Genomic DNA, 18748 nt, shown 5'->3' on the forward strand with positions numbered 1-18748 from the left:
ATATTAATCAAGTTCGTGTAGATTGGCGTTTTCGTACAGAAGATGCCAGAGTTAAGCTGTCAAAGATTTATCCAACCCCGCAAAATTAATGGGACAGACCACTAGTGGTCTGTCTCATTAAATATGATCGGTAAACTCATTCTTAATTTTTCTTCCTTTGCGCCCTTTGCGTCCTTTGCGGTTCGTTTCTCAACCCCCTCAAAATTAATGGGACAGACCACTAGTACAGCACGGCGCAAATAAACCACCCATCTGAAATATCTGAAATCCTTGCAAAAACGAATTACGAATTACTCGCAGCGGTACTAGTACTATTTTAGATTTTGGATTTTAAATTTCTATGAACCCACACCAACTACAAGAATCATCTGCTCAGTCTAGCCAGTCTGGTTTTACGATCATTGAGTCGCTGGTGGCAATCCTCGTGGTTAGCGTTTTGCTGGTTGCGATCGCACCTGTCCTAGTCATCTCAACCGCAACTCGTGTGCAAGCTAGACGCATAGAATTGGCAACAGGAGCGGCTAAAGCCTTCGTTGATGCTATTAAGTCTAAAACAATTTCAGAAACTCAAGTATCAAATGTAACTTCTTTACTTGCTAGCGAAAATGCCCCTACAGTCACAACTAATTTGTATTGCTTTCACAAAGATGGAAAAATCACTCCCCCAACTGAGTGTACAACGTACAAAACAAACACCAGCCCAGTGCAGTTTTACATTCAGGCTTTTGGTAAATCAGATGTAACTATCAGTACGAGTACCGCTCAAATCGATAGAGGTCAAGGCTATAGTTTGGGAATTCGGGTGTATCGTTCAGATGCAGAGTTTGGCTCTCTCAAGAAAACTTCTGATGACAATGGCAACCAAAAAACAACAGCAACGTTCACTGGGGGATTAGGCGATCGCAAAGCACCACTAGTAGAAATGACAACTGAAATTGTTAGGGGTCAAAGCTCCTATAGCGCTTTATGCGGAAGGCTTGGTGGTTGTCAATAATTAACCCAGCAAACATAAATAATTTTATGACTAAGTATCCGTCACTAAGGAGAAATGTAGCAAGATGAATATATTGAGGTGGCTGTTAAGTACTCAGCTAAAACTCTCTCACAAGCAAAACAAAAATAGTGGCTTCACGCTGATTGAATTACTAGTAGCTATGATCATTGCATTCCTGGTAATTACGCCGTTACTAGGTTTTATGATCAGCGTTTTAAACACTGACCGCCAGGAACAAGCCAAAGCCAACTCTGAGCAAGAAATTAGAGCAGCACTAGATTATATTACTCGCGATCTCCAACAAGCACTATATATATACGATGATGTAGGTATAGCAGCTATCAACTCCCAGATCCGTCCGGTAACAGATGGTGTTCCAATTCTAGTATTTTGGAAGCGAGAATTTACCAAAGACGCTGTTCAAAGTACAAATACTGCCGGTGAATCTCAAACAGATGATTCTTTTGTATATTCATTGGTAGCTTACTATTTAATTAAAGACGATAATACTAACTGGTCTCAAGCTGCCCGCATCGCCAGATGGGAAATTAAAGATGGGGTTACAAATAGTAGTGGTATTACTTGTACTGGATTTACTGAAAAATATAGACCAGGGTATTGTCCAGATAAAGGTTTTAAGCCTTTTGATTTATCACAAAAGGGTATAACATTACAAGCAAAAATGAATAGTTGGACAAATAGTTTGGCAACAGGGGACACTTACGGACAAGGACAAGTTCCCGTAGTTTTGGTTGATTTTATAGATCAAACAACAACAGTACCAGTACAGGGAGCGCCAGCAGTGACATGCTCTAATGGCTTTAGACAAATTCCAGCAGCAACAGCAACCATTGTCAGAACAGGATTCTATGCTTGTGTAAATTCAGTTAGCGCAAATAATAGAAGTGCTGCTGAAGTTTATTTAAGAGGTAACGCACAAGCTCGCTTATTAGAAGATGAAACTAAAGTACGTTACGCAGAGAGTAAATCTAGTTATTTTCCGAGTGCAAACATTAAGGTTCAAGGAAGCAGCTTTATATTTAGCAAATAGCTTCTATCTTTGACAAAGATTAATAAAAGCAGGATAGTATGCAGAATATTCCTAGTTTAAAATTATTCGATTATTTTCAGTTACACAGCAAAAAAACAAAACAAAAGCAGCAATATTTAGTAAATCGACACTATAGCTACAATCGACATGATGCTGGTTTTAGCCTGATAGAATTAACAGTAGTACTGTTATTGGTAGCAATTTTAGCAGCGATCGCAGCTCCTGGTTGGGTTGCTTTTGTGAACCGACAGCAGCTAAATAAAGCTAATGACGCTGTTTTAGCTGCACTACAAGACGCACAGCGCGAAGCTAAAAAGCAAAAACTTAACTACAGTATCAGTTTTCGCAAAAATAGCACAACCAAAAATGTAGAGGTTGCTATTTATCGTACAGATACTGGAATCAGCACATGGAAACCTTTAGGAACGGATGTAGGAATTAGCTCTGATAAATTTATACTAGGTGCAAATCTCAGTGGCGAAAACACTGTCAATTCTACTGATTCTACTGTACAGTACCCTCCTTCAAGTACGCCAACAAAAATTACCTTTGACTATATGGGGGCTTTACCAACTTCATACTTTGGGACAGGAACAGAGCCACCTGGGTTAAAAATAGTCGTAGCTATACCAACTGCTACAAATTCTACATCTGCCAGTAGCGTCAAGCGATGCGTCATTGTGAAAACTCTCTTAGGCTCAATGATGACAGCAAAAGACTCCCAATGTAACTAAGTAATTTTCATAGCCTAAATTTATAAAAATAAGCAATAATACTGAGCATAAAACTGCACATTGATAGCAAAATTGAAACATCATATGCAGTTTTAATGTTTGATATATTTATTTAAGAGCCATTGATAAATTAGCCCTCGGCTTAATATATAAAAAGCGTCCTAATCAAAATATACCTTTTGACAAATGACTGAAAACCTTGACTTTACTGTAGCTATCCCAACTTACAACGGTGAAAGTCGTTTGTCTGAACTACTAGAGCGACTACAAAACCAACTTTATACGGAAAATTTATCTTGGGAAATTATAGTTGTAGACAATAACAGCACTGATAATACAGCTAAAGTTGTTCAAGCATATCAAAAAAATTGGCAATATCCTTACCCTTTAAAATATTGCTTTGAACCAAAACAAGGTGCAGCGTATGCTCGAAAAAGGGCAGTTGCAGAAGCTAAAGGTAGATTCATAGGTTTTCTAGATGATGACAACTACCCATTATCCAATTGGGTATCCGCAGCTTATGCTTTTGGTGAAAAATATCCTCAAGCGGGAGCTTATGGCAGCCAAATTCACCCAGATTGGGAAGTAGAACCACCAGAAAACTTTCAGCGAATTGCTCCCTTTTTGGCAATTACAGAACGGGGTAATTTACCGCTGTTATATGAAGCAGCTAAAAAAATACTGCCACCTTCTGCTGGACTTGTTATCCGTAGAAAAGCTTGGTTAGAAAGTGTACCAGAACAGTGTATTTTAACTGGTAGAGTTAAAGGTAATATGCTCACCAGTGAAGACTTAGAAATGTTGTCTTATATCCAAAAGGCAGGATGGGAAATTTGGTATAACCCAGAAATGGAGATTTATCACAAAATACCCAGTTCCCGATTACAAAAAGACTATTTAATTCCATTTTTTAGAGGTATTGGACTTAGCCGTTATGTAACTAGAATGGTAAATGTCAAACATGTGTATAGACCAGTTGTTCTTTTAGCTTATATGATAAATGACTTGCGTAAAATTGCTTTACACTTGGTCAAATATCGGACTATTTTGAAAACTGATTTAGTCGCTGCTTGTGAGATGCAACTGTTTGTAAGTAGCCTGATTAGTCCTTTTTATCTGTGGAAAAATGGTTATTTAACTAAAAAATCTAATTAGAAAATCAATATATGAATGAAATATTTAAAAATATAGATTTTACTGTGGCTATTCCTACATATAATGGTGCAAAACGGCTGCCTAAAGTTTTAGATTTACTCTTTAATCAGACGGGGCTAAAAAATATAAATTGGGAAATAGTTATTATTGATAATAATAGTAACGATAATACATATGAGGTAATCCAGGCTTATCAAAAAATAGGTAATAGAAATTTCTTGTTAAAATATTTCCTGGAAAAGCAACAGGGAATTGCCTTTGCAAGAATGCGGGCAATAAATGAAGCTAGAGGCGAGTTTATTGCATTTGTAGATGATGATAACCTACCAGCAAATGACTGGGTTTTACAGTCTTATACTTTCGGCAAAGAGCATCCTCAAGCTGGTGCTTGGAGTGGTCAAATTCACGGTAATTTTGAAGTAAGTCCCCCAAAGGATTTTACAAGAATTCAAGCATTTCTAGCTATTAGAGAACACGGAATAGAACCATATTTATTTGATGCAGATAATTTAAGACTTCCTCCGGGTGCTGCGCTAGTAGTCCGTAAGCAAGCTTGGTGTGAAAGTGTTCCAGAAGAATTGGTTTTTAAGGGAAGACTTAGTAAATTGATGGTTAGCGGAGATGATACAGAAGCTCTCTTATACTTACACAAAGCAGGTTGGGAAATTTGGTACAATCCTGCAATGCATATCGATCATCAAATTCCACATTGGCGGCTAGAAAAAGACTACTTACTAGTACTAGCACGTGGTTGTGGTCTATGTATTTTTCAGCTACGCTTGATCAATGCTAAAAATTGGCAAAAACCAATAGTTTTGGTTAAGACTATCTTGGGTAATTTACATCGCGTATTACAACATATTATTAAGTATCGAGGGCAATTAAAAAGTAATTTAATTGCACTTTTTGAAATTAATTTTTACTGGGCTAGTATGATGAGTCCTTTTTATTCTTTAAAATGGAAGCTAGACAAAATTTTAGAAAATACAACTATACAAAATGATTAATTCAAATTTCAATACAGTAAAGATTTCTGTAATCATCCCAGCTTATAATAGCGAAAAAACCATTAAAGAAACAATTCAATCTGTTTTAAACCAAACTTTTACTAATTTGGAGTTAATTATAATAAATGATGGTTCACAAGATTCCACTTTAGATGTTATTGCAGAAATTCAAGACTCACGAATAAAAGTATTTTCTTACCCTAATGCTGGCGGAAATATTAGTCGTAACCGAGGGCTAAACCTTGCTGTTGGAGAATTTGTTAGTTTTTTAGATGCGGATGATCTTTGGACACCTGATAAGCTTCAGTCTCAGTTAAAGGCTCTGGAAGAAAACGTTACTGCAAAAGTTGCTTATAGTTGGACTAATTATATTGATGAAAACAGTGAATTTGTCCTTTCTGGTACACACTTTACCGCCAATGGAGACGTTTATGAAAAGTTATTGGTAACAAACTTTTTAGAGAATGGCTCCAATCCGTTGATTCGTAGAGAGGCTTTAATCGAATTAAGCGGATTTGATGAATGTCTAAGTGCTGCTCAAGATTGGGATATGTGGCTACGATTAGCCTGTAAATTTGATTTTATATGTGTATCATCTGTACAAATCTTATACCGTATAAGTGCTAATTCAGTTTCTTCCAATCTTGTCAGACAAGAAAAAGCTTGCTTGCAGGTACTTGAGAGAGCATATAAAGAAAGACCTTTAGCAAAGCATACTTGGAATTTAAGTCTAACAAATTTATATAAATACCTGACATGTAAATCCCTACAAAAGCCATTTAACAGACAAAAGGGTTTAGCTGCGGCTAAATTTTTGTGGAATTATATCCTTAATGACTCTTTAAGATTGAAGCGTATAACTTTCACCTTCAAACTATTATTGAAAATTATCATAATTTTGCTAATGCCTGCGTTGCTTGATAGCATTACTAACGAGCGCAAAGTCAGAAGTCAAGAAACTGAAACATTGCTCACCAGCTAGATAGCTGAAAAATCACCAGAAGACAAAAATGAATATCCAGGTGCATTTACAGTCTCTAGTTAATGCAAAAAATCTTTTGAATAAGTCCTCTAGCAGTGGTTTTTCTCTACCAGAGTTGTTAATAGTTGTTCTATTAATTGGTATATTAGCCACGTTGGGAATACCCAACTGGTTCACTTTTGTGGAGACTCGCCGCCTCAACACTGCACAAAACGAGGTTTACTATGCAATGCGCCAAGCCCAAAGGCAAGCCACCAAAGAAAAAGTGACTTGGCAAACTAGTTTTCGTGAGCAAAATGGCATCCTTCAATGGGCAGTTCATCCTGCTACAGTAAATCCATCCAACGCTAACTGGAATAACTTAGATAACAATGTGCGTTTAGATGCGGAAACTACCTTACAAATCTCAAATGGCGTTAGGCAAATTAAATTTGATTACAGAGGTAATATTGTTTCGCTACCGCGAAGTATCACTATCTCCAGTCAGTATGGTGGTAAAGTTAAGCGTTGCGTCTATATCTCTACGATTTTAGGAGCAATGCGAATGGCAAAAGAGCACTCTACAGCAAACAATGAGGGTGATTATTGCTATTAAGATATTTGTAGTTTATTCAAATAAGGTATTGCGTGCTGAACTTACCAGCAAACCCAAAACAGCACTTGATTATTTTCACCCGCTATCCAGAACCAGGTAAGACAAAAACCCGATTGATACCTGCTTTGGGAACTGTTGGTGCTGCCAATCTTCAACGCCAGATGACTGAATATACAATATTTCAGGTTCAAGAATTGCAAAAAACCATTGCCATATCTGTGGAAGTGCGGTTTGCAGGTGGCGATTTGCAACTTATGCAAGACTGGCTGGGGTTGGATTTAGTTTACCAGTCTCAAGGTGAAGGGGATCTAGGTTCGCGGATGGCGCGATCGCTTTTCGATGCTTTTGAATCTGGAGCAGAAAAAGTAATTATCATCGGTACAGATTGTCCTGGAGTGAATACCCAGATTCTAGCCACAGCGTTTGAGAAGTTACACGCCTTTGACCTCGTACTTGGCCCTGCGATCGATGGTGGATATTACTTAATTGGTTTGCGTCAACCCATCCCGGAGTTATTCGTTAACATCGAGTGGGGAACTGCTCAAGTATTCCAAAAAACCGTGGACATTTCCCAGAAACTAAATTTATCACATGTGAACTTATCGCCTCTAGCTGATGTTGACCGACCGGAGGATCTGCCGATTTGGGAACAAGCCTTTGCAGGGGAGATGGAATAATCAGCGAGATGTAGTCTAAACTCCAGTAGAACGCTTGCTAAACCTAACGTCTAGGTTAATTTGACACGAATGGCAAGATGCCCACCGCACAAGAAGTAGTTGAGTATTTTTATTTGGAGATACTTAATAAGCCTTTTTCTACAGCCCCGCACTAGGTCAGTATTTTAAAACACTAGGAATTTCCTGAAGACACTGTACATAACAAATGCTACTGTGGCCTAGTTGAAAACCTAGAGGCAGATAGCCTTTACCAATATTGAATCTGCTTTATATTTGTACACAACAGTTACGGTCATGGGCACAATATTTAAGTAGCTTGAAATATGAAAATCACTCGTATTCACCGCCAGTTTGAAAAACTATGGTCAACCGTTTTGCTTCCGTAAGTACTGCCCTCACACTTAAGGTAGTTGGAATAATCTGCATTTTGTCGTTTCTTGTTGACTTTTTGATTCTATTGTTACCCTTTCAACCGACTGATCGGGTATGGCAAATTAACTTGGCAACAGCGCTAGTTGATCGAGGAATCGTTCCTTTAGTTGGTTTGGGGCTGCTGTTTGCTGCCTATTGGATTGATAGTGCTGATGCAGGAAGCGATCGCCCCCAAGGTATCGATTTAAGATTTCCCGCCGTGATCCTCTCAAGTATTTTAGGGTTGATGTTCTTGCTGATTTTTCCCCTGCACCTCAATAACGTCAATCAAGCTAAGACTCAAACACTCAACCGAATTACCCAAGAAGCAGATCAGGCAGAAACTCAACTGAATACTCGGTTATCGCAATTGCAAGCACAACTAAATACTGAGCAAGGAAAAGCTCAATTAGAGCAACTGCGAAACCAAACCAAAGCTCAGTTTAGTGAAATACTCAAAGATGATCAGAGATATAAGCAAGCACTTGAAAGCTCTCAAATTCCAGCAAATATAAAAGAGTTACTGAAGAAGGCTAAAACAGATCCTCAAGTACTTGACAAAGCTATCCAACAACAAACAGATATTCAAACGCTGCGAACTCAACAACTGAGCCAAGTTCGCCAGCGCAGAGACGAAGCAGAGAAACAAGCTAAAGATACTGCTTGGAAATCTGGACTGCGGATTGGGATTAGCAGTTTGCTGTTGTCCATTGGTTACATTATCATCGGCTGGACAGGCTTAAAAGGTAGAGGTGCTATACAAGGTGGTAAACCTAGAGCTACCGCACGTTAATGCACTATCGGTATGGCAGTAGGACGTATCCAATAATTATTGATGGCTTATACTGCCATACGCCTAATAGCTAATAACAATAAAAAGGCAATTATCACTGACTAAAATCGCTATAAAACTTGGGTAATGTTCTCAATTTACATACTGACATATAACGAAGAGTTAGATATTGCTGCTTGTATCGAATCGGCGATGCTATCGGATGACATCATTGTTGTGGATTCGTGCAGTAGCGATCGCACTGTAGAAATTGCCAGTCGCTATCCCATTCGCGTCGTCCAACACGCTTTTGAAAGCCACGGACGCCAACGCACCTGGATGTTAGAGTCTATCCCCCGGAAGCACGAATGGGTTTACATTCTCGAAGCTGACGAGCGCATGACACCAGAACTGTTCGCGGAATGCGAAAAGGCCAGTCAGAATCCAGACTACATCGGCTACTACGTGGCTGAACGTGTCATGTTCATGAATCGCTGGATTCGTTACAGCACACAGTATCCCCGTTACCAAATGCGCCTCTTCCGCCACGGTAAAGTCTGGTTTACAGACTACGGCCATACTGAACGGGAAGTTTGTGAGGGTGCAACTAGCTTTTTAAAAGAAACATACCCACACTACACTTGTAGCAAAGGCTTGAGCCGCTGGATTGACAAGCATAACCGTTATTCTACAGATGAAGCTCAAGAAACGCTGTATCAACTAGAACAGGGAAACGTAAACTGGCGAGATTTATTTTTTGGCAAATCGGAAGTCGAAAAACGCCGCGCCCTAAAAGATTTGTCTTTGCGTTTACCCGCCAGACCGTTGCTACGGTTTGTATATATGTATTTTATATTAGGCGGCTGTTTAGATGGACACGCTGGACTTGCTTGGTGTACATTGCAGGCATTCTACGAATATCTGATTTTGCTCAAAGTTTGGGAAATGAAGTATCTACCAAAACCCAATTTAGACGCAACAGCAATTCTGGCGCAAGAGAGTACACAACAGTTGCAGTGTGCGGATTCTGAAACTACACAGGTTGATGTCGCGTAAAGGCGACTGGAGATTAGAAGCAGCGATCGGTTACGGCTGACTGGTACGCGATCGCAAAATCAGAATTCAGAGGGACGCACAGCTAGCTATGCGTCCTTATCGCGTTTTCCACCTAAACGAGAACTAGCATAATAAATTAATATTTTTAACAGAACATTTTCATAAAAGCCGCTCTTGCTCAAATGTGAATGACTGACAGATAAAATAATTCCTTAGTTTACCTGCTGGTACTTTCACAATCATGAGCAGCTTTTGATTGAGCGCGGTAGATTAGTAATACCTAAGGGCTTGCAACAATCATTTACAAGTCTTACAAAGAAAAGTAACATCTTCTGGAAATAACCAGCCGCTATCGGATTGGTTGATGTCTATGTGTATGCTTGTAGGAAAATAGCTGATTTCCAGCAACAAGTACGTGTTTTTGCGGCAGCAGCCCAGCTGCTAGCTTCTTGGACAGTTAAGTAACTTGCGGTAGAAGCTGCTTCAAGTAAAGCCTTTGCTATTTGATGAATTTGCTGGTATGGATACCAATAACAAAAGTTCCTCTAGCTTAAAACAGGAGAATCGGGGCTTGGTAATCGATCGCCTAAAACAGGACTTAAAAAACGACCTGATTGCTGGTTTGTTGGTAGTAATTCCCCTAGCAACCACTATCTGGCTGACAATTACCATTGCTAATTGGGTAATCAACTTCCTCACCCAAATACCCAAACAACTGAATCCCTTTGATGGCTTAAACCCAATTTTAGTAAATTTACTGAATTTACTAGTAGGATTGGCTGTGCCGCTACTAAGCATCTTGTTAATGGGCTTGATGGCTCGCAATATTGCTGGGCGGTGGTTGTTAGATTTTGGTGAGCGGTTATTACAGGCAATTCCTTTAGCGGGACAGGTATACAAAACTCTCAAACAGCTTTTAGAAACCATACTAAAGGATTCTAATGGCAAGTTTCGCCGGGTAATTTTGGTAGAGTATCCCCGTCGAGGAATTTGGGCGATCGCCTTTGTCACTGGTGCAATCAGCAGTGATATCCAAGCCCAGATCTCTCGCCCCGTGCTAAGTGTTTTTATCCCTACTACCCCGAATCCGACTACCGGATGGTACGCAATAGTTCCTGAAGACGAGGTAGTGAACCTCTCCATCTCGATTGAAGATGCCTTTAAAATAGTTGTATCAGGTGGCATTGTCGCCCCCAATACGCCCTTGCTTTTCCCCGAATCCACACTAGAAGTAAAACACGACGAAATCAAGCCGCAGATTATTCCCGTTGAAGAAACGTGAATTATCCAAGTATGGTGTAAGCTCTCGCAATTCATCGGGAATAGGCAATAAAACTCCGTAGTTTTATTGGTCTTATATTCCCTCCTTTTGTCAGAAGTAGTGGTTCCCAAGACCCAAATCTTTCTCTTGCGACCTGTTTTTCGCTTACGGCATTTAAGTTCAATGTGTGGAATTTAACCAGAAAAAGAGTTCGTTTTCTCCATATCCTCTTGCAGGAGCAAAGAAAGTCAGAAGATAGTTTTAGTTAAAATCAATCTGGCAAAGTCACAAGTAAATGCGTAATGTTGTTGTTTGACTGTGCCAAAATTGATATGATTATAAATTTGTCCCGCCTAATTAATCAGTTCTCGCACAAGCACCCCTCAGTTTTATGCAACCTCGTAAACCCCAGCAAATTGCTCGTGAATTGGCGCTTTTAAGCCTTAGCCAATTGCCAGTCAACCCAAAGAAATTAGATAAATTGGAAGACGATCAACTAGTATCCAAGTTGGTGCTAGGAGCAGTACGCACTCTGACCTCAGAAGTGCAAGATACCCTCGATAATGCCGCAGGTGAACTGCAACGCAGCAACGAGCGCCTCTTAAGTAGCCAAACTCGGGCCTCCGATCTCAATACTGCCAGAACAATGCTTCAAGAAGCGATCGCCTGCACCCAGACAGCAATCAATCAGTTGGGTACCGCAGTTGATTTCCCAGTATTGATTCAGTTAGCTAATCAGGACAAGGGAGTTCGGAATTACGCTAAAGAGCTTGTGATTACCGTTAACGAAAATCGACACATTATAGATGAACTCATTTCTACTGCCTTAGTAGATTGGCAAGTAACTCGCTTGGCCCAAATTGACCGCGATATTTTGCAAATCGCTGTGGCAGAAATGAAGTTTTTAGGAGTTCCAGACAGTATCGCCATCAACGAAGCTGTGGAGCTAGCCAAACGCTACAGTGGAGACGATGGTCATCGGTTTATTAATGGTGTTTTGCGCCGAGTCACTGAGCAGAAAAAAACAGCATAAGTTAAGTCGACGTAAATAATTGTCCTTGGGATAAGGCAAAAGGCAAGAGGCAATAATAAGGGTTAAAACCCTTGTTCATTTTTCTTCAGATAGTTTGATTTTATTGTGCCAACTTACTTAGTACCACTTCGTAATTCCTATACTACCGTAGAGCAAAGTCTGTAGCCGCTTCTGCGGCTTTCTCCGAGCGGAATTTCTCCCTTGGTGCTAGCCTCTCTTTTTGGGAGAAGGGGAGACACTGCGCGAACGGAGGAAAGCTTCTGTTGTACCGATTCTTTTCAAACTGCGTTGAAAAGGTGAGGATAACCCGGAAGTTTTCACTCCAGGAAAAAGTGCAAAGTTAAATTAAACTCATAACTTATAACTCATAACTCATATAACAACTAAAACTGCTGCAATGGTTTTTAATTGGTTCCGTCGTCAATATAACGATTCCTCTGACACTCCCTCTGATAAGAAACAGGAAGAAACTCCTCCTGCACAAGAACCCCAAGCAGAGCCAGCCGAAACGCCAACATCAATAGATGAAACTGCACCAGACACAACGGCAGACTTGTTAGCGTTTGCTAAAGCTGCTTACAAAAATATTCAGCAAAAACAACAAGCCGAGGTAGTAGAAACCTTACCTGATGTAGCAGATACCTCAGCACTATCAGCACAACCTGAAACCGCAGAAACGACAATTGCGGAAATCACCGAACCAGAAACAACTGAGGAACCTGCTGGTACGACCGTAGAAACATCACAGCAAGAAGTTATCCAAGCAGCTACTGAGGAAGGAAGTACGGAAGATTCCTCAGTGGCAGCAATTGCTGAAGAGCCAGATGTAAAAAGCCCAGAACTAACGGGAATTGAAGTTGAACCAACACCCACCGAACCAATAGCTACGCCAGAGGCAACACAGCCAACAGCACCAGCCACCTTATCCTTCTTAGAACGGGCGGCGGCAGAACGGCAAGCCAAGTTGGAACAACTAATAGCTACTGCTATTGATGTCCCAGAACCGGAGGTAGTACAGCCAGTAGCTACAACCTCAGAGACAGGAGAGGAAATTCCCGGACTGGTATTTGATGATGGGTTTGTCTGGTCAGCGAAAGTTTTAGCAGCCCAAGGTAGAAATCCAGAAGACGTTTCTATTGAGGAGATTACTTGGCTGAAAAAGCTCCGGCAAGGGTTAGACAAAACTCGCCGTAGTATTCTCAACCAACTGAAGGCGATCGTTGGTCAAGGGCCGCTGAACCAAGCTGCTGTAACGGAAATTGAGGCATTGCTCCTGCAAGCTGATGTGGGTGTAGAGGCGACAGATTTTATTATCAATGCCTTACAGACAAAACTTCGAGAAGAAGTCACCGCACCAGAAGAAGCGATCGCTTACCTGAAAAAAATCCTTCGGGATATGCTGGATGCACCGAGCAAAACATCCCACAAAATTAGCTTTACCCCAGAAAAAGAAACCTTGAATATTTGGTTAATCACTGGGGTAAATGGTGCCGGTAAAACTACCACTATCGGCAAAATTGCCCACCTGGGACAAAAATCTGGTTATAAATGCTTGATTGGCGCAGCAGACACCTTCCGCGCCGCCGCCGTGGAACAGGTGAAGGTTTGGGGTAGTAGAAGTGGTGTAGAAGTAATTGCCAATCCTGGAAAAAATACAGATCCGGCAGCAGTTGTATTTGATGCGATCGCAGCCGCCCAAGCGCGGCAAACAGAATTACTTCTGGTAGATACAGCTGGACGACTGCAAAACAAGAAAAATTTAATGGATGAACTCAGCAAAATCCGGCGAATTATCGACAAAAAAGCCCCAAATGCTAATGTAGAATCTCTTTTGGTTCTAGATGCCACTTTAGGACAAAATGGACTGCGGCAAGCCGAAGTTTTCTCCCAAGCTGCCCAACTGAGTGGCGTTGTCTTAACCAAGCTAGATGGCACAGCCAAAGGCGGTGTTGCCCTTGCCGTTGTGCAACAGCTAGGTTTACCTATTCGCTTTATTGGTGCTGGCGAAGGAATTGAAGACCTGCGCCCCTTTTCTAGCTATGAATTTGTCGAAGCTCTCTTGAGTGGCTAATGAAAAAATTTGGGGTTATAAATTTTTCTTGACTACTGATAAGTTTAGGGATGACTGGTCTGCTATTATCACTTGAACTAATTAGAAACAAAATACTAGAAACAGATCAAGTCCTAAAATCATGAGTTTGTCACAACAAATAAGTGACTTTTGCTAAAATTTCAAGCTAATGCCCTTTTTTTACTCTCTAAATGGCATTTAGTTGCGACACACAAGAGCCAGGAAGCTTGCATCTTGCAGTAATGTAAAGGGCAAGCGAGACACTTACCCCCACAAATATAACTATAGCTGTAGGATGGATAGCAGTCTGAGCGGTGAATAGTGCTTTGGAGAGCCAACGGGGGTGAGTCCAGCACTAGGGGAGGAGTTTCCCTCCACAGTTTCTTAGTGTTGACTATGGCGATTTGTACCCCTGTGGGGAAGCAAGCTAGGCGGCATCTCTGAGAGGAGAAGCAACTGCGTTGGCGAGTAGGGAGATATGTACGTAATTTTATTTAATAGTAGGAGGACAAGCGTCAGCTATTTTACCAGCAGCGACATCAGGAAAAGGACAGCTTCCGATGATCATAACTTCGGAAAATCGTCCACTGTGGACTCAAAAAATGAATTGGTGTAAGTAAGCTGGTTCAACACTCCCAGGCATTTTCTCATATCATAGTTGCTGAAGTATCTACAATATTTTCTGTAGTAAATTAAGAGGTTTTAAGTCTGATATTTAAACAACAACACTTTTTCTAGCTTTTGACTTAAAGTTATTGGAGGATATTTTTTTAGATTTAATGTCATCTCTTCCATTCATAGTCTTACACTTACCAAATGAATCCCCCCTAAAATCCAATACAGTTCAGTTAAGCATTTCTTCGTTATTTTTCTTTGCGTCCCGTAGAAAAAAAGGCTGTAGCCTGTGGAAAGCCTCTTTGTGTCTATGTTATAAAAAATTGACTTTGATAAAGAGTTAAGTCCTAACCCAAGCTTATTGCCCTAAAATCAATGACGGGCTAATGGTTTAAATCTCTTGCCACGGACTCTAAAGATTAGGTTGTCTTACTTTTATCCCGTTTCAAGGGGTTTAAATTTTGCATATTCAGTAACTTAAAAATTCGCAAAACGATAAATTAAAAATGGAAAACCTCAATCTTGGCGATTATCCGGGTAATTATGGTATATAAATTAAGTATTTGAAGACTTATTTATATATTCTTAGGTTGGGTAATGGGTATAAGTCTGCTTTTTACCAAACTAAGCTACGATGTGAGCGTCTACAAAATTTTTCACTCAAAAGACTTCTAGTCTCCTAGTTGCCTCTGCCAAAAAAGTTATTCTGAAAGCGTTATGAATTATTCTTTTAATAAAGTATTTTTATTACTTTAGGGATATGCTTTGGTAATTAGGTTATGAAAAAATGAAAACCTTTCTGAACTATCACCGAAGCTAGTAATTTTTACGGGTTGTGTTTTGAATAAAAATACATGAATTTAAATTTTTAAGATTCAATCAAAAAGACAAAAAACAAATAAAATACTTATAAAACTTGCCTGTTACGTCTTTATACTCTTGCTAAAGTGACAAGTCTTGTCTAAATATGGTTTAGCAATGCCAAAGCCAAAAGATTTATAAGTAATCTGAAATTTACCAATATAAAGTGCAATAGTACCTGTGCCTGTGTCTCAACTGCCCTCTCAACCCACTGACAACAATACTAGTGCCGCGACAGATGTCACACCAGTCGTGGCACTCAAAGAACTCGTGGCAAGGTTGCACCGGGAACAGAACAAAATTCAAGATTTGCTAAGTTCTTTAGGCTTTGCCCTGAGAAGTTTCAATAATTTGAATCAGTTTTTGGAACTGATCCCACTGATGGCAACAAGAGTGACAGATGCAGACGGCAGCGCTCTGTTTCTCTACAAACCTAATGGTCAAGTCAGGTTAGAGCAGTTACATTGGCAAGATAGTGGTCAGCGAAAGAATATCCGTAAAGCGCTAGAAATAGCTAGTAGTCAAATCACGCTTCTACCCAATAATGCCCCTCTAGCGAATGCCACGGGGATTTTGGATGACCAGATGCATCGCTATCTGGGGCCTGATGTGCAAATCTTTGGTACGGCAATTCTAGTGAAGCATACAGAACGGGGATGGCTCTACGTCTTGAGCCGTGATCCAGAATATAGTTGGACAGAAACTAGGCAAAAGTTAGTTAGGTTAGTAGCAGACCAAACAGCGGTAGCAATCGAAAACGATGAACTAGCCGTAGAACTAAGAAAAAAAGAACGCCTAGACCAAGAACTAGAAATTGGTGCAGAAATTCAACGGCGACTTCTACCACGTCAATGCCCCACAATCCCTGGTGCAGTACTTGCGGCACGCTGTAAACCTGCCAATCGGGTTGGCGGAGACTACTACGACTTTATTGCTACCAATCACAATAAGATTCAGCCCAAGGCCAAAAGCGGTACGGAAACTAGTCGCTGGGGTTTGGTTATTGGAGATGTCATGGGCAAAGGTGTCCCCGCTGGGCTGATTATGACGATGATGCGGGGAATGCTACGAGGAGAAGTGCTACATGGTAATTCCCCAGCCGGAATTCTGCAAAACTTAAATAGAGTTATGTATGCGGATTTGGAAAATTCCCACCGCTTTGTAACGCTATTTTACTCAGAATATAATCCCCATACCCGAATTTTGTCTTATAGCAATGCGGCACACAATCCTCCCTTATGGTGGCACGCAGCCACGAAAACTGTCAGCCGTTTAGATACTCTAGGAATGTTAATCGGTTTGGATGCCAACAGCCAATATGAAGATGCACAGGCACAGTTAGAGCCTGGGGATACAATTATTTACTATACAGATGGCTTGACCGATGCCGCTGCTGCTGGTGGTGATCGCTTCGATGAAGATAACTTTGTCGCTGGCTTCAATACGGCTTGCAAGTACTGCAATGGGCCAGAGGAGATTGTGGATTACCTATTTGACCAAGTTGAGCAATTCATCGGTGCTGATAAGCAAAACACTGATGATATGACACTAGTTGTTCTGCAAATTTTATAGTCATTAACCATTTTTGCTTGGTCAAGTCATGATTAACCCGATGGTGACTGGGGATTCACCATAGTGATTATACTAAATTTAATTTTTTATTTATTTTTTCCTTGGCTTGCCGTAGCGATCGCTCAAATGTTCGCACATCAACCTTTTTTCAGATTCATTTTTATTCAGCCTTAGGGAGGATACATAAAAAATGATCGTTAGAATACTTTTCTCTTAAAGTAAAAACTATATATTTTGCACATCTAGCACAGTAGGAAACGCCAAGGGGGAGACTAGGTAAAAGGTAAAAGTACAAGGTAAAAAGTAAAAGGTAAATTTACTTCTTCATTTTTTCTTTCTTTCTATCCTTGTGACGCAAGCATTTAGCCTGCTCCCTCTTGTCGTTTTAATTTTTTCTTTCTCCGCCGTAGTAAGTTCACAACAGCTACGACGGAGTTTTGCTTTCTTTGTTTCTTACGCCTAGACTTGGTTTTTTAAATCTCCTCAGTATTTAAGTAAATAACCTTCATTTAATGATTTGTCAACACATTTCTGAAAATATTTTAGTTAAAGAATTCAGATAGCTATTCTTGCGCCCCAGCTTTTTGCAGACTCCGCACCACATTCTTATAACCATTAAATTCTGCAATCATCAAAGCAGTATAACCACCCCGGTTTTTCAAATTCATATCTGCCCCAGCTTGCAGTAACAACTGCACAATTTCGCCGTAACCTGCTGAGGCAGCCCACATCAATGCTGTTGCCCTCGCCGAGTCTTGAAAATTCACATTTGCTCCCTTTGCTAGCAGCAAATGTATTATCTCTATGTACTTGCGTTCGGTTGCCTTGAGCAAAGCAGTTTTGCCATCATCGCCCGGAGTGTTGGCATCAGCACCATAGTCTAGCAGCACTTTCACTGTTTGGGTGTGTCCTTGTAATACAGCCAGCGTCAAAGGTACTTCACCAAGATTTTTCTCAGTAATATCTGCCCCAGAACGTAGTAGTGTCTCGACAATTTGGTTATGTCCCTGCAATGCAGCTACAAGCAGTGGTGTATCACCCAGATGGTTCCTAATTTGGACATCTGCACCCCTGTTAAGTAACAGTTGTACGACATCAATGTAGCCTTCCACAACGGCAAGGTGTAAAGCAGTTTCACCATCTTGGTCTTGGAGATTAATTTCAGCACCTCGATCCAGTAAAACTGCTGCGATCGCACTGTGTCCAGCCGCCGCCGCCGCCGAGAGGGCAGTTCCACCATCAGCATTTTTCAGATTCACATCAGCACCTGCTGCTAGTAGTGCTTCCACAACACCCAGATGTCCCAAATCTGCCGCTAATGTTAAGAGTGTCTCACCCTCCTCATCTCGGATATTGACATCGACACCAGTTTGAACAATTGCTTGTAAAACTTCTATTTGTCCCTGCTTAACTGCTAGTTTCAACGCAGTATCATCATCTTTATCTGCGATACTTACCTTCGCACCAGCAGCCAATAAAACTCGCACTACATGGATATGACCTTTGAGTACAGCTGCCATTAAAGCTGTGCTGCCATCTTCATTAGTGGCATTTACATCAGCACCTTTGGATAGTAAAAGCTGCACAATGTCAAGCTGTTTGGCACTAGCTGCCAACATCAAAGCCGTCAAACCATAGAGTTTTCTGGGCAAGTTGATATTTGCCCCAGCATCCAGCAGCGATCGCACAATTTCGGTGTAGCCTAAATTGGCAGCAAACATTAACGCCGTCGTGCCTTGGCGATCGCACGCGTCCACCCTCGCACCAGCAGCCAGTAGCGCATACAGATGCTTAATATCGCCACTTTTAGCAGCTTTTAGCATCAAAGTATCGTTGTTTTCAATCATGGATGAGATCCCACACAGGGGGTTTTGTTCGTCTACCCTCAAAATTTAGTCTGA

Annotated in this window: 15 protein-coding genes; 14 read left to right on the plus strand and 1 reads right to left on the minus strand. The window is 40.8% G+C overall.

Annotated elements, in window-relative coordinates; all coding sequences use genetic code 11:
- Nucleotides 1–340: 340 nt before the first annotated feature.
- The 14 genes from F8R90_RS03240 to F8R90_RS03305 all read left to right on the plus strand — a co-directional run bounded on the left by F8R90_RS03240 (nt 341) and on the right by F8R90_RS03305 (nt 16847).
- Nucleotides 341–994, plus strand: a complete 654-nt coding sequence (locus tag F8R90_RS03240) for a prepilin-type N-terminal cleavage/methylation domain-containing protein (RefSeq protein ID WP_196509537.1) — start codon at nt 341–343, stop codon at nt 992–994.
- A 64-nt stretch (nt 995–1058) separates the two neighbouring features.
- On the plus strand, nt 1059–2045 hold the full coding sequence (gene hpsC, locus F8R90_RS03245; protein WP_196509538.1) for a hormogonium polysaccharide secretion pseudopilin HpsC: 987 nt from the start codon (nt 1059–1061) through the stop codon (nt 2043–2045).
- A 38-nt stretch (nt 2046–2083) separates the two neighbouring features.
- Nucleotides 2084–2779 (plus strand): prepilin-type N-terminal cleavage/methylation domain-containing protein, encoded by a 696-nt coding sequence (locus F8R90_RS03250; RefSeq protein ID WP_196509539.1) that lies wholly within the window; start codon nt 2084–2086, stop codon nt 2777–2779.
- 186 nt (nt 2780–2965) lie between these two features.
- The gene (hpsE, locus tag F8R90_RS03255) at nt 2966–3934 is read left to right on the plus strand and encodes a hormogonium polysaccharide biosynthesis glycosyltransferase HpsE (RefSeq protein WP_196509540.1); all 969 of its coding nucleotides are present in this window, start codon (nt 2966–2968) and stop codon (nt 3932–3934) included.
- An 11-nt stretch (nt 3935–3945) separates the two neighbouring features.
- Complete coding sequence (gene hpsE / locus F8R90_RS03260) at nt 3946–4941, plus strand: hormogonium polysaccharide biosynthesis glycosyltransferase HpsE (protein ID WP_196509541.1); 996 nt, start codon at nt 3946–3948, stop codon at nt 4939–4941.
- Entirely contained in the window at nt 4934–5923 is a 990-nt protein-coding gene (locus tag F8R90_RS03265; RefSeq protein WP_196509542.1) for a glycosyltransferase, read from the plus strand. Before hpsE (F8R90_RS03260) ends, F8R90_RS03265 begins: the two co-directional genes overlap by 8 nt.
- Nucleotides 5924–5951: 28 nt before the next feature.
- On the plus strand, nt 5952–6518 hold the full coding sequence (locus tag F8R90_RS03270) for a pilus assembly FimT family protein (protein ID WP_196509543.1): 567 nt from the start codon (nt 5952–5954) through the stop codon (nt 6516–6518).
- A 32-nt stretch (nt 6519–6550) separates the two neighbouring features.
- Nucleotides 6551–7195, plus strand: a complete 645-nt coding sequence (locus tag F8R90_RS03275; RefSeq protein ID WP_196509544.1) for a TIGR04282 family arsenosugar biosynthesis glycosyltransferase — start codon at nt 6551–6553, stop codon at nt 7193–7195.
- A gap of 361 nt (nt 7196–7556) precedes the next feature.
- Complete coding sequence (gene hpsJ-B / locus F8R90_RS03280) at nt 7557–8399, plus strand: hormogonium polysaccharide biosynthesis protein HpsJ (protein ID WP_196509545.1); 843 nt, start codon at nt 7557–7559, stop codon at nt 8397–8399.
- Between the two features lie 126 nt (nt 8400–8525).
- On the plus strand, nt 8526–9434 hold the full coding sequence (locus tag F8R90_RS03285; protein ID WP_196509546.1) for a glycosyltransferase family 2 protein: 909 nt from the start codon (nt 8526–8528) through the stop codon (nt 9432–9434).
- Nucleotides 9435–9954: 520 nt separating this feature from the next.
- Nucleotides 9955–10716 carry a DUF502 domain-containing protein gene (locus F8R90_RS03290; protein WP_196509547.1) on the plus strand — a complete coding sequence of 254 codons (762 nt, stop codon included), beginning with the start codon at nt 9955–9957 and terminating at the stop codon, nt 10714–10716.
- 370 nt (nt 10717–11086) lie between these two features.
- Nucleotides 11087–11728: a transcription antitermination factor NusB gene (nusB, locus tag F8R90_RS03295; protein WP_196509548.1), complete on the plus strand. Its 642-nt coding sequence runs from the start codon at nt 11087–11089 to the stop codon at nt 11726–11728.
- Nucleotides 11729–12125: 397 nt separating this feature from the next.
- Nucleotides 12126–13799, plus strand: a complete 1674-nt coding sequence (gene ftsY / locus F8R90_RS03300) for a signal recognition particle-docking protein FtsY (RefSeq protein WP_196509549.1) — start codon at nt 12126–12128, stop codon at nt 13797–13799.
- Between the two features lie 1656 nt (nt 13800–15455).
- Nucleotides 15456–16847: a PP2C family protein-serine/threonine phosphatase gene (locus F8R90_RS03305; RefSeq protein WP_196509550.1), complete on the plus strand. Its 1392-nt coding sequence runs from the start codon at nt 15456–15458 to the stop codon at nt 16845–16847.
- A 563-nt stretch (nt 16848–17410) separates the two neighbouring features.
- Here F8R90_RS03305 and F8R90_RS03310 read toward each other — a convergent pair.
- Nucleotides 17411–18694, minus strand: a complete 1284-nt coding sequence (locus F8R90_RS03310; RefSeq protein WP_196509551.1) for an ankyrin repeat domain-containing protein — start codon at nt 18692–18694, stop codon at nt 17411–17413.
- Between the last annotated feature and the right edge of the window lie 54 nt (nt 18695–18748).

It is taken from the genome of Nostoc sp. NZL, assembly GCF_015714705.1.
Taxonomy (GTDB): domain Bacteria; phylum Cyanobacteriota; class Cyanobacteriia; order Cyanobacteriales; family Nostocaceae; genus Nostoc; species Nostoc foliaceum_A.

What these genes read in the sequence shown, in the direction of transcription:
- F8R90_RS03250 (WP_196509539.1), top strand. Translation starts at nt 2,084, where the DNA reads ATGCAGAATATTCCTAGTTTAAAATTATTCGATTATTTTCAGTTACAC.
- nusB (WP_196509548.1), top strand. Translation starts at nt 11,087, where the DNA reads ATGCAACCTCGTAAACCCCAGCAAATTGCTCGTGAATTGGCGCTTTTA.
- hpsE (WP_196509540.1), top strand. Translation starts at nt 2,966, where the DNA reads ATGACTGAAAACCTTGACTTTACTGTAGCTATCCCAACTTACAACGGT.
- hpsJ-B (WP_196509545.1), top strand. Translation starts at nt 7,557, where the DNA reads ATGGTCAACCGTTTTGCTTCCGTAAGTACTGCCCTCACACTTAAGGTA.
- F8R90_RS03285 (WP_196509546.1), top strand. Translation starts at nt 8,526, where the DNA reads ATGTTCTCAATTTACATACTGACATATAACGAAGAGTTAGATATTGCT.
- ftsY (WP_196509549.1), top strand. Translation starts at nt 12,126, where the DNA reads ATGGTTTTTAATTGGTTCCGTCGTCAATATAACGATTCCTCTGACACT.
- F8R90_RS03290 (WP_196509547.1), top strand. Translation starts at nt 9,955, where the DNA reads ATGGATACCAATAACAAAAGTTCCTCTAGCTTAAAACAGGAGAATCGG.
- F8R90_RS03310 (WP_196509551.1), bottom strand. Translation starts at nt 18,694, where the DNA reads ATGATTGAAAACAACGATACTTTGATGCTAAAAGCTGCTAAAAGTGGC.
- F8R90_RS03265 (WP_196509542.1), top strand. Translation starts at nt 4,934, where the DNA reads ATGATTAATTCAAATTTCAATACAGTAAAGATTTCTGTAATCATCCCA.
- hpsC (WP_196509538.1), top strand. Translation starts at nt 1,059, where the DNA reads ATGAATATATTGAGGTGGCTGTTAAGTACTCAGCTAAAACTCTCTCAC.
- F8R90_RS03270 (WP_196509543.1), top strand. Translation starts at nt 5,952, where the DNA reads ATGAATATCCAGGTGCATTTACAGTCTCTAGTTAATGCAAAAAATCTT.
- hpsE (WP_196509541.1), top strand. Translation starts at nt 3,946, where the DNA reads ATGAATGAAATATTTAAAAATATAGATTTTACTGTGGCTATTCCTACA.
- F8R90_RS03240 (WP_196509537.1), top strand. Translation starts at nt 341, where the DNA reads ATGAACCCACACCAACTACAAGAATCATCTGCTCAGTCTAGCCAGTCT.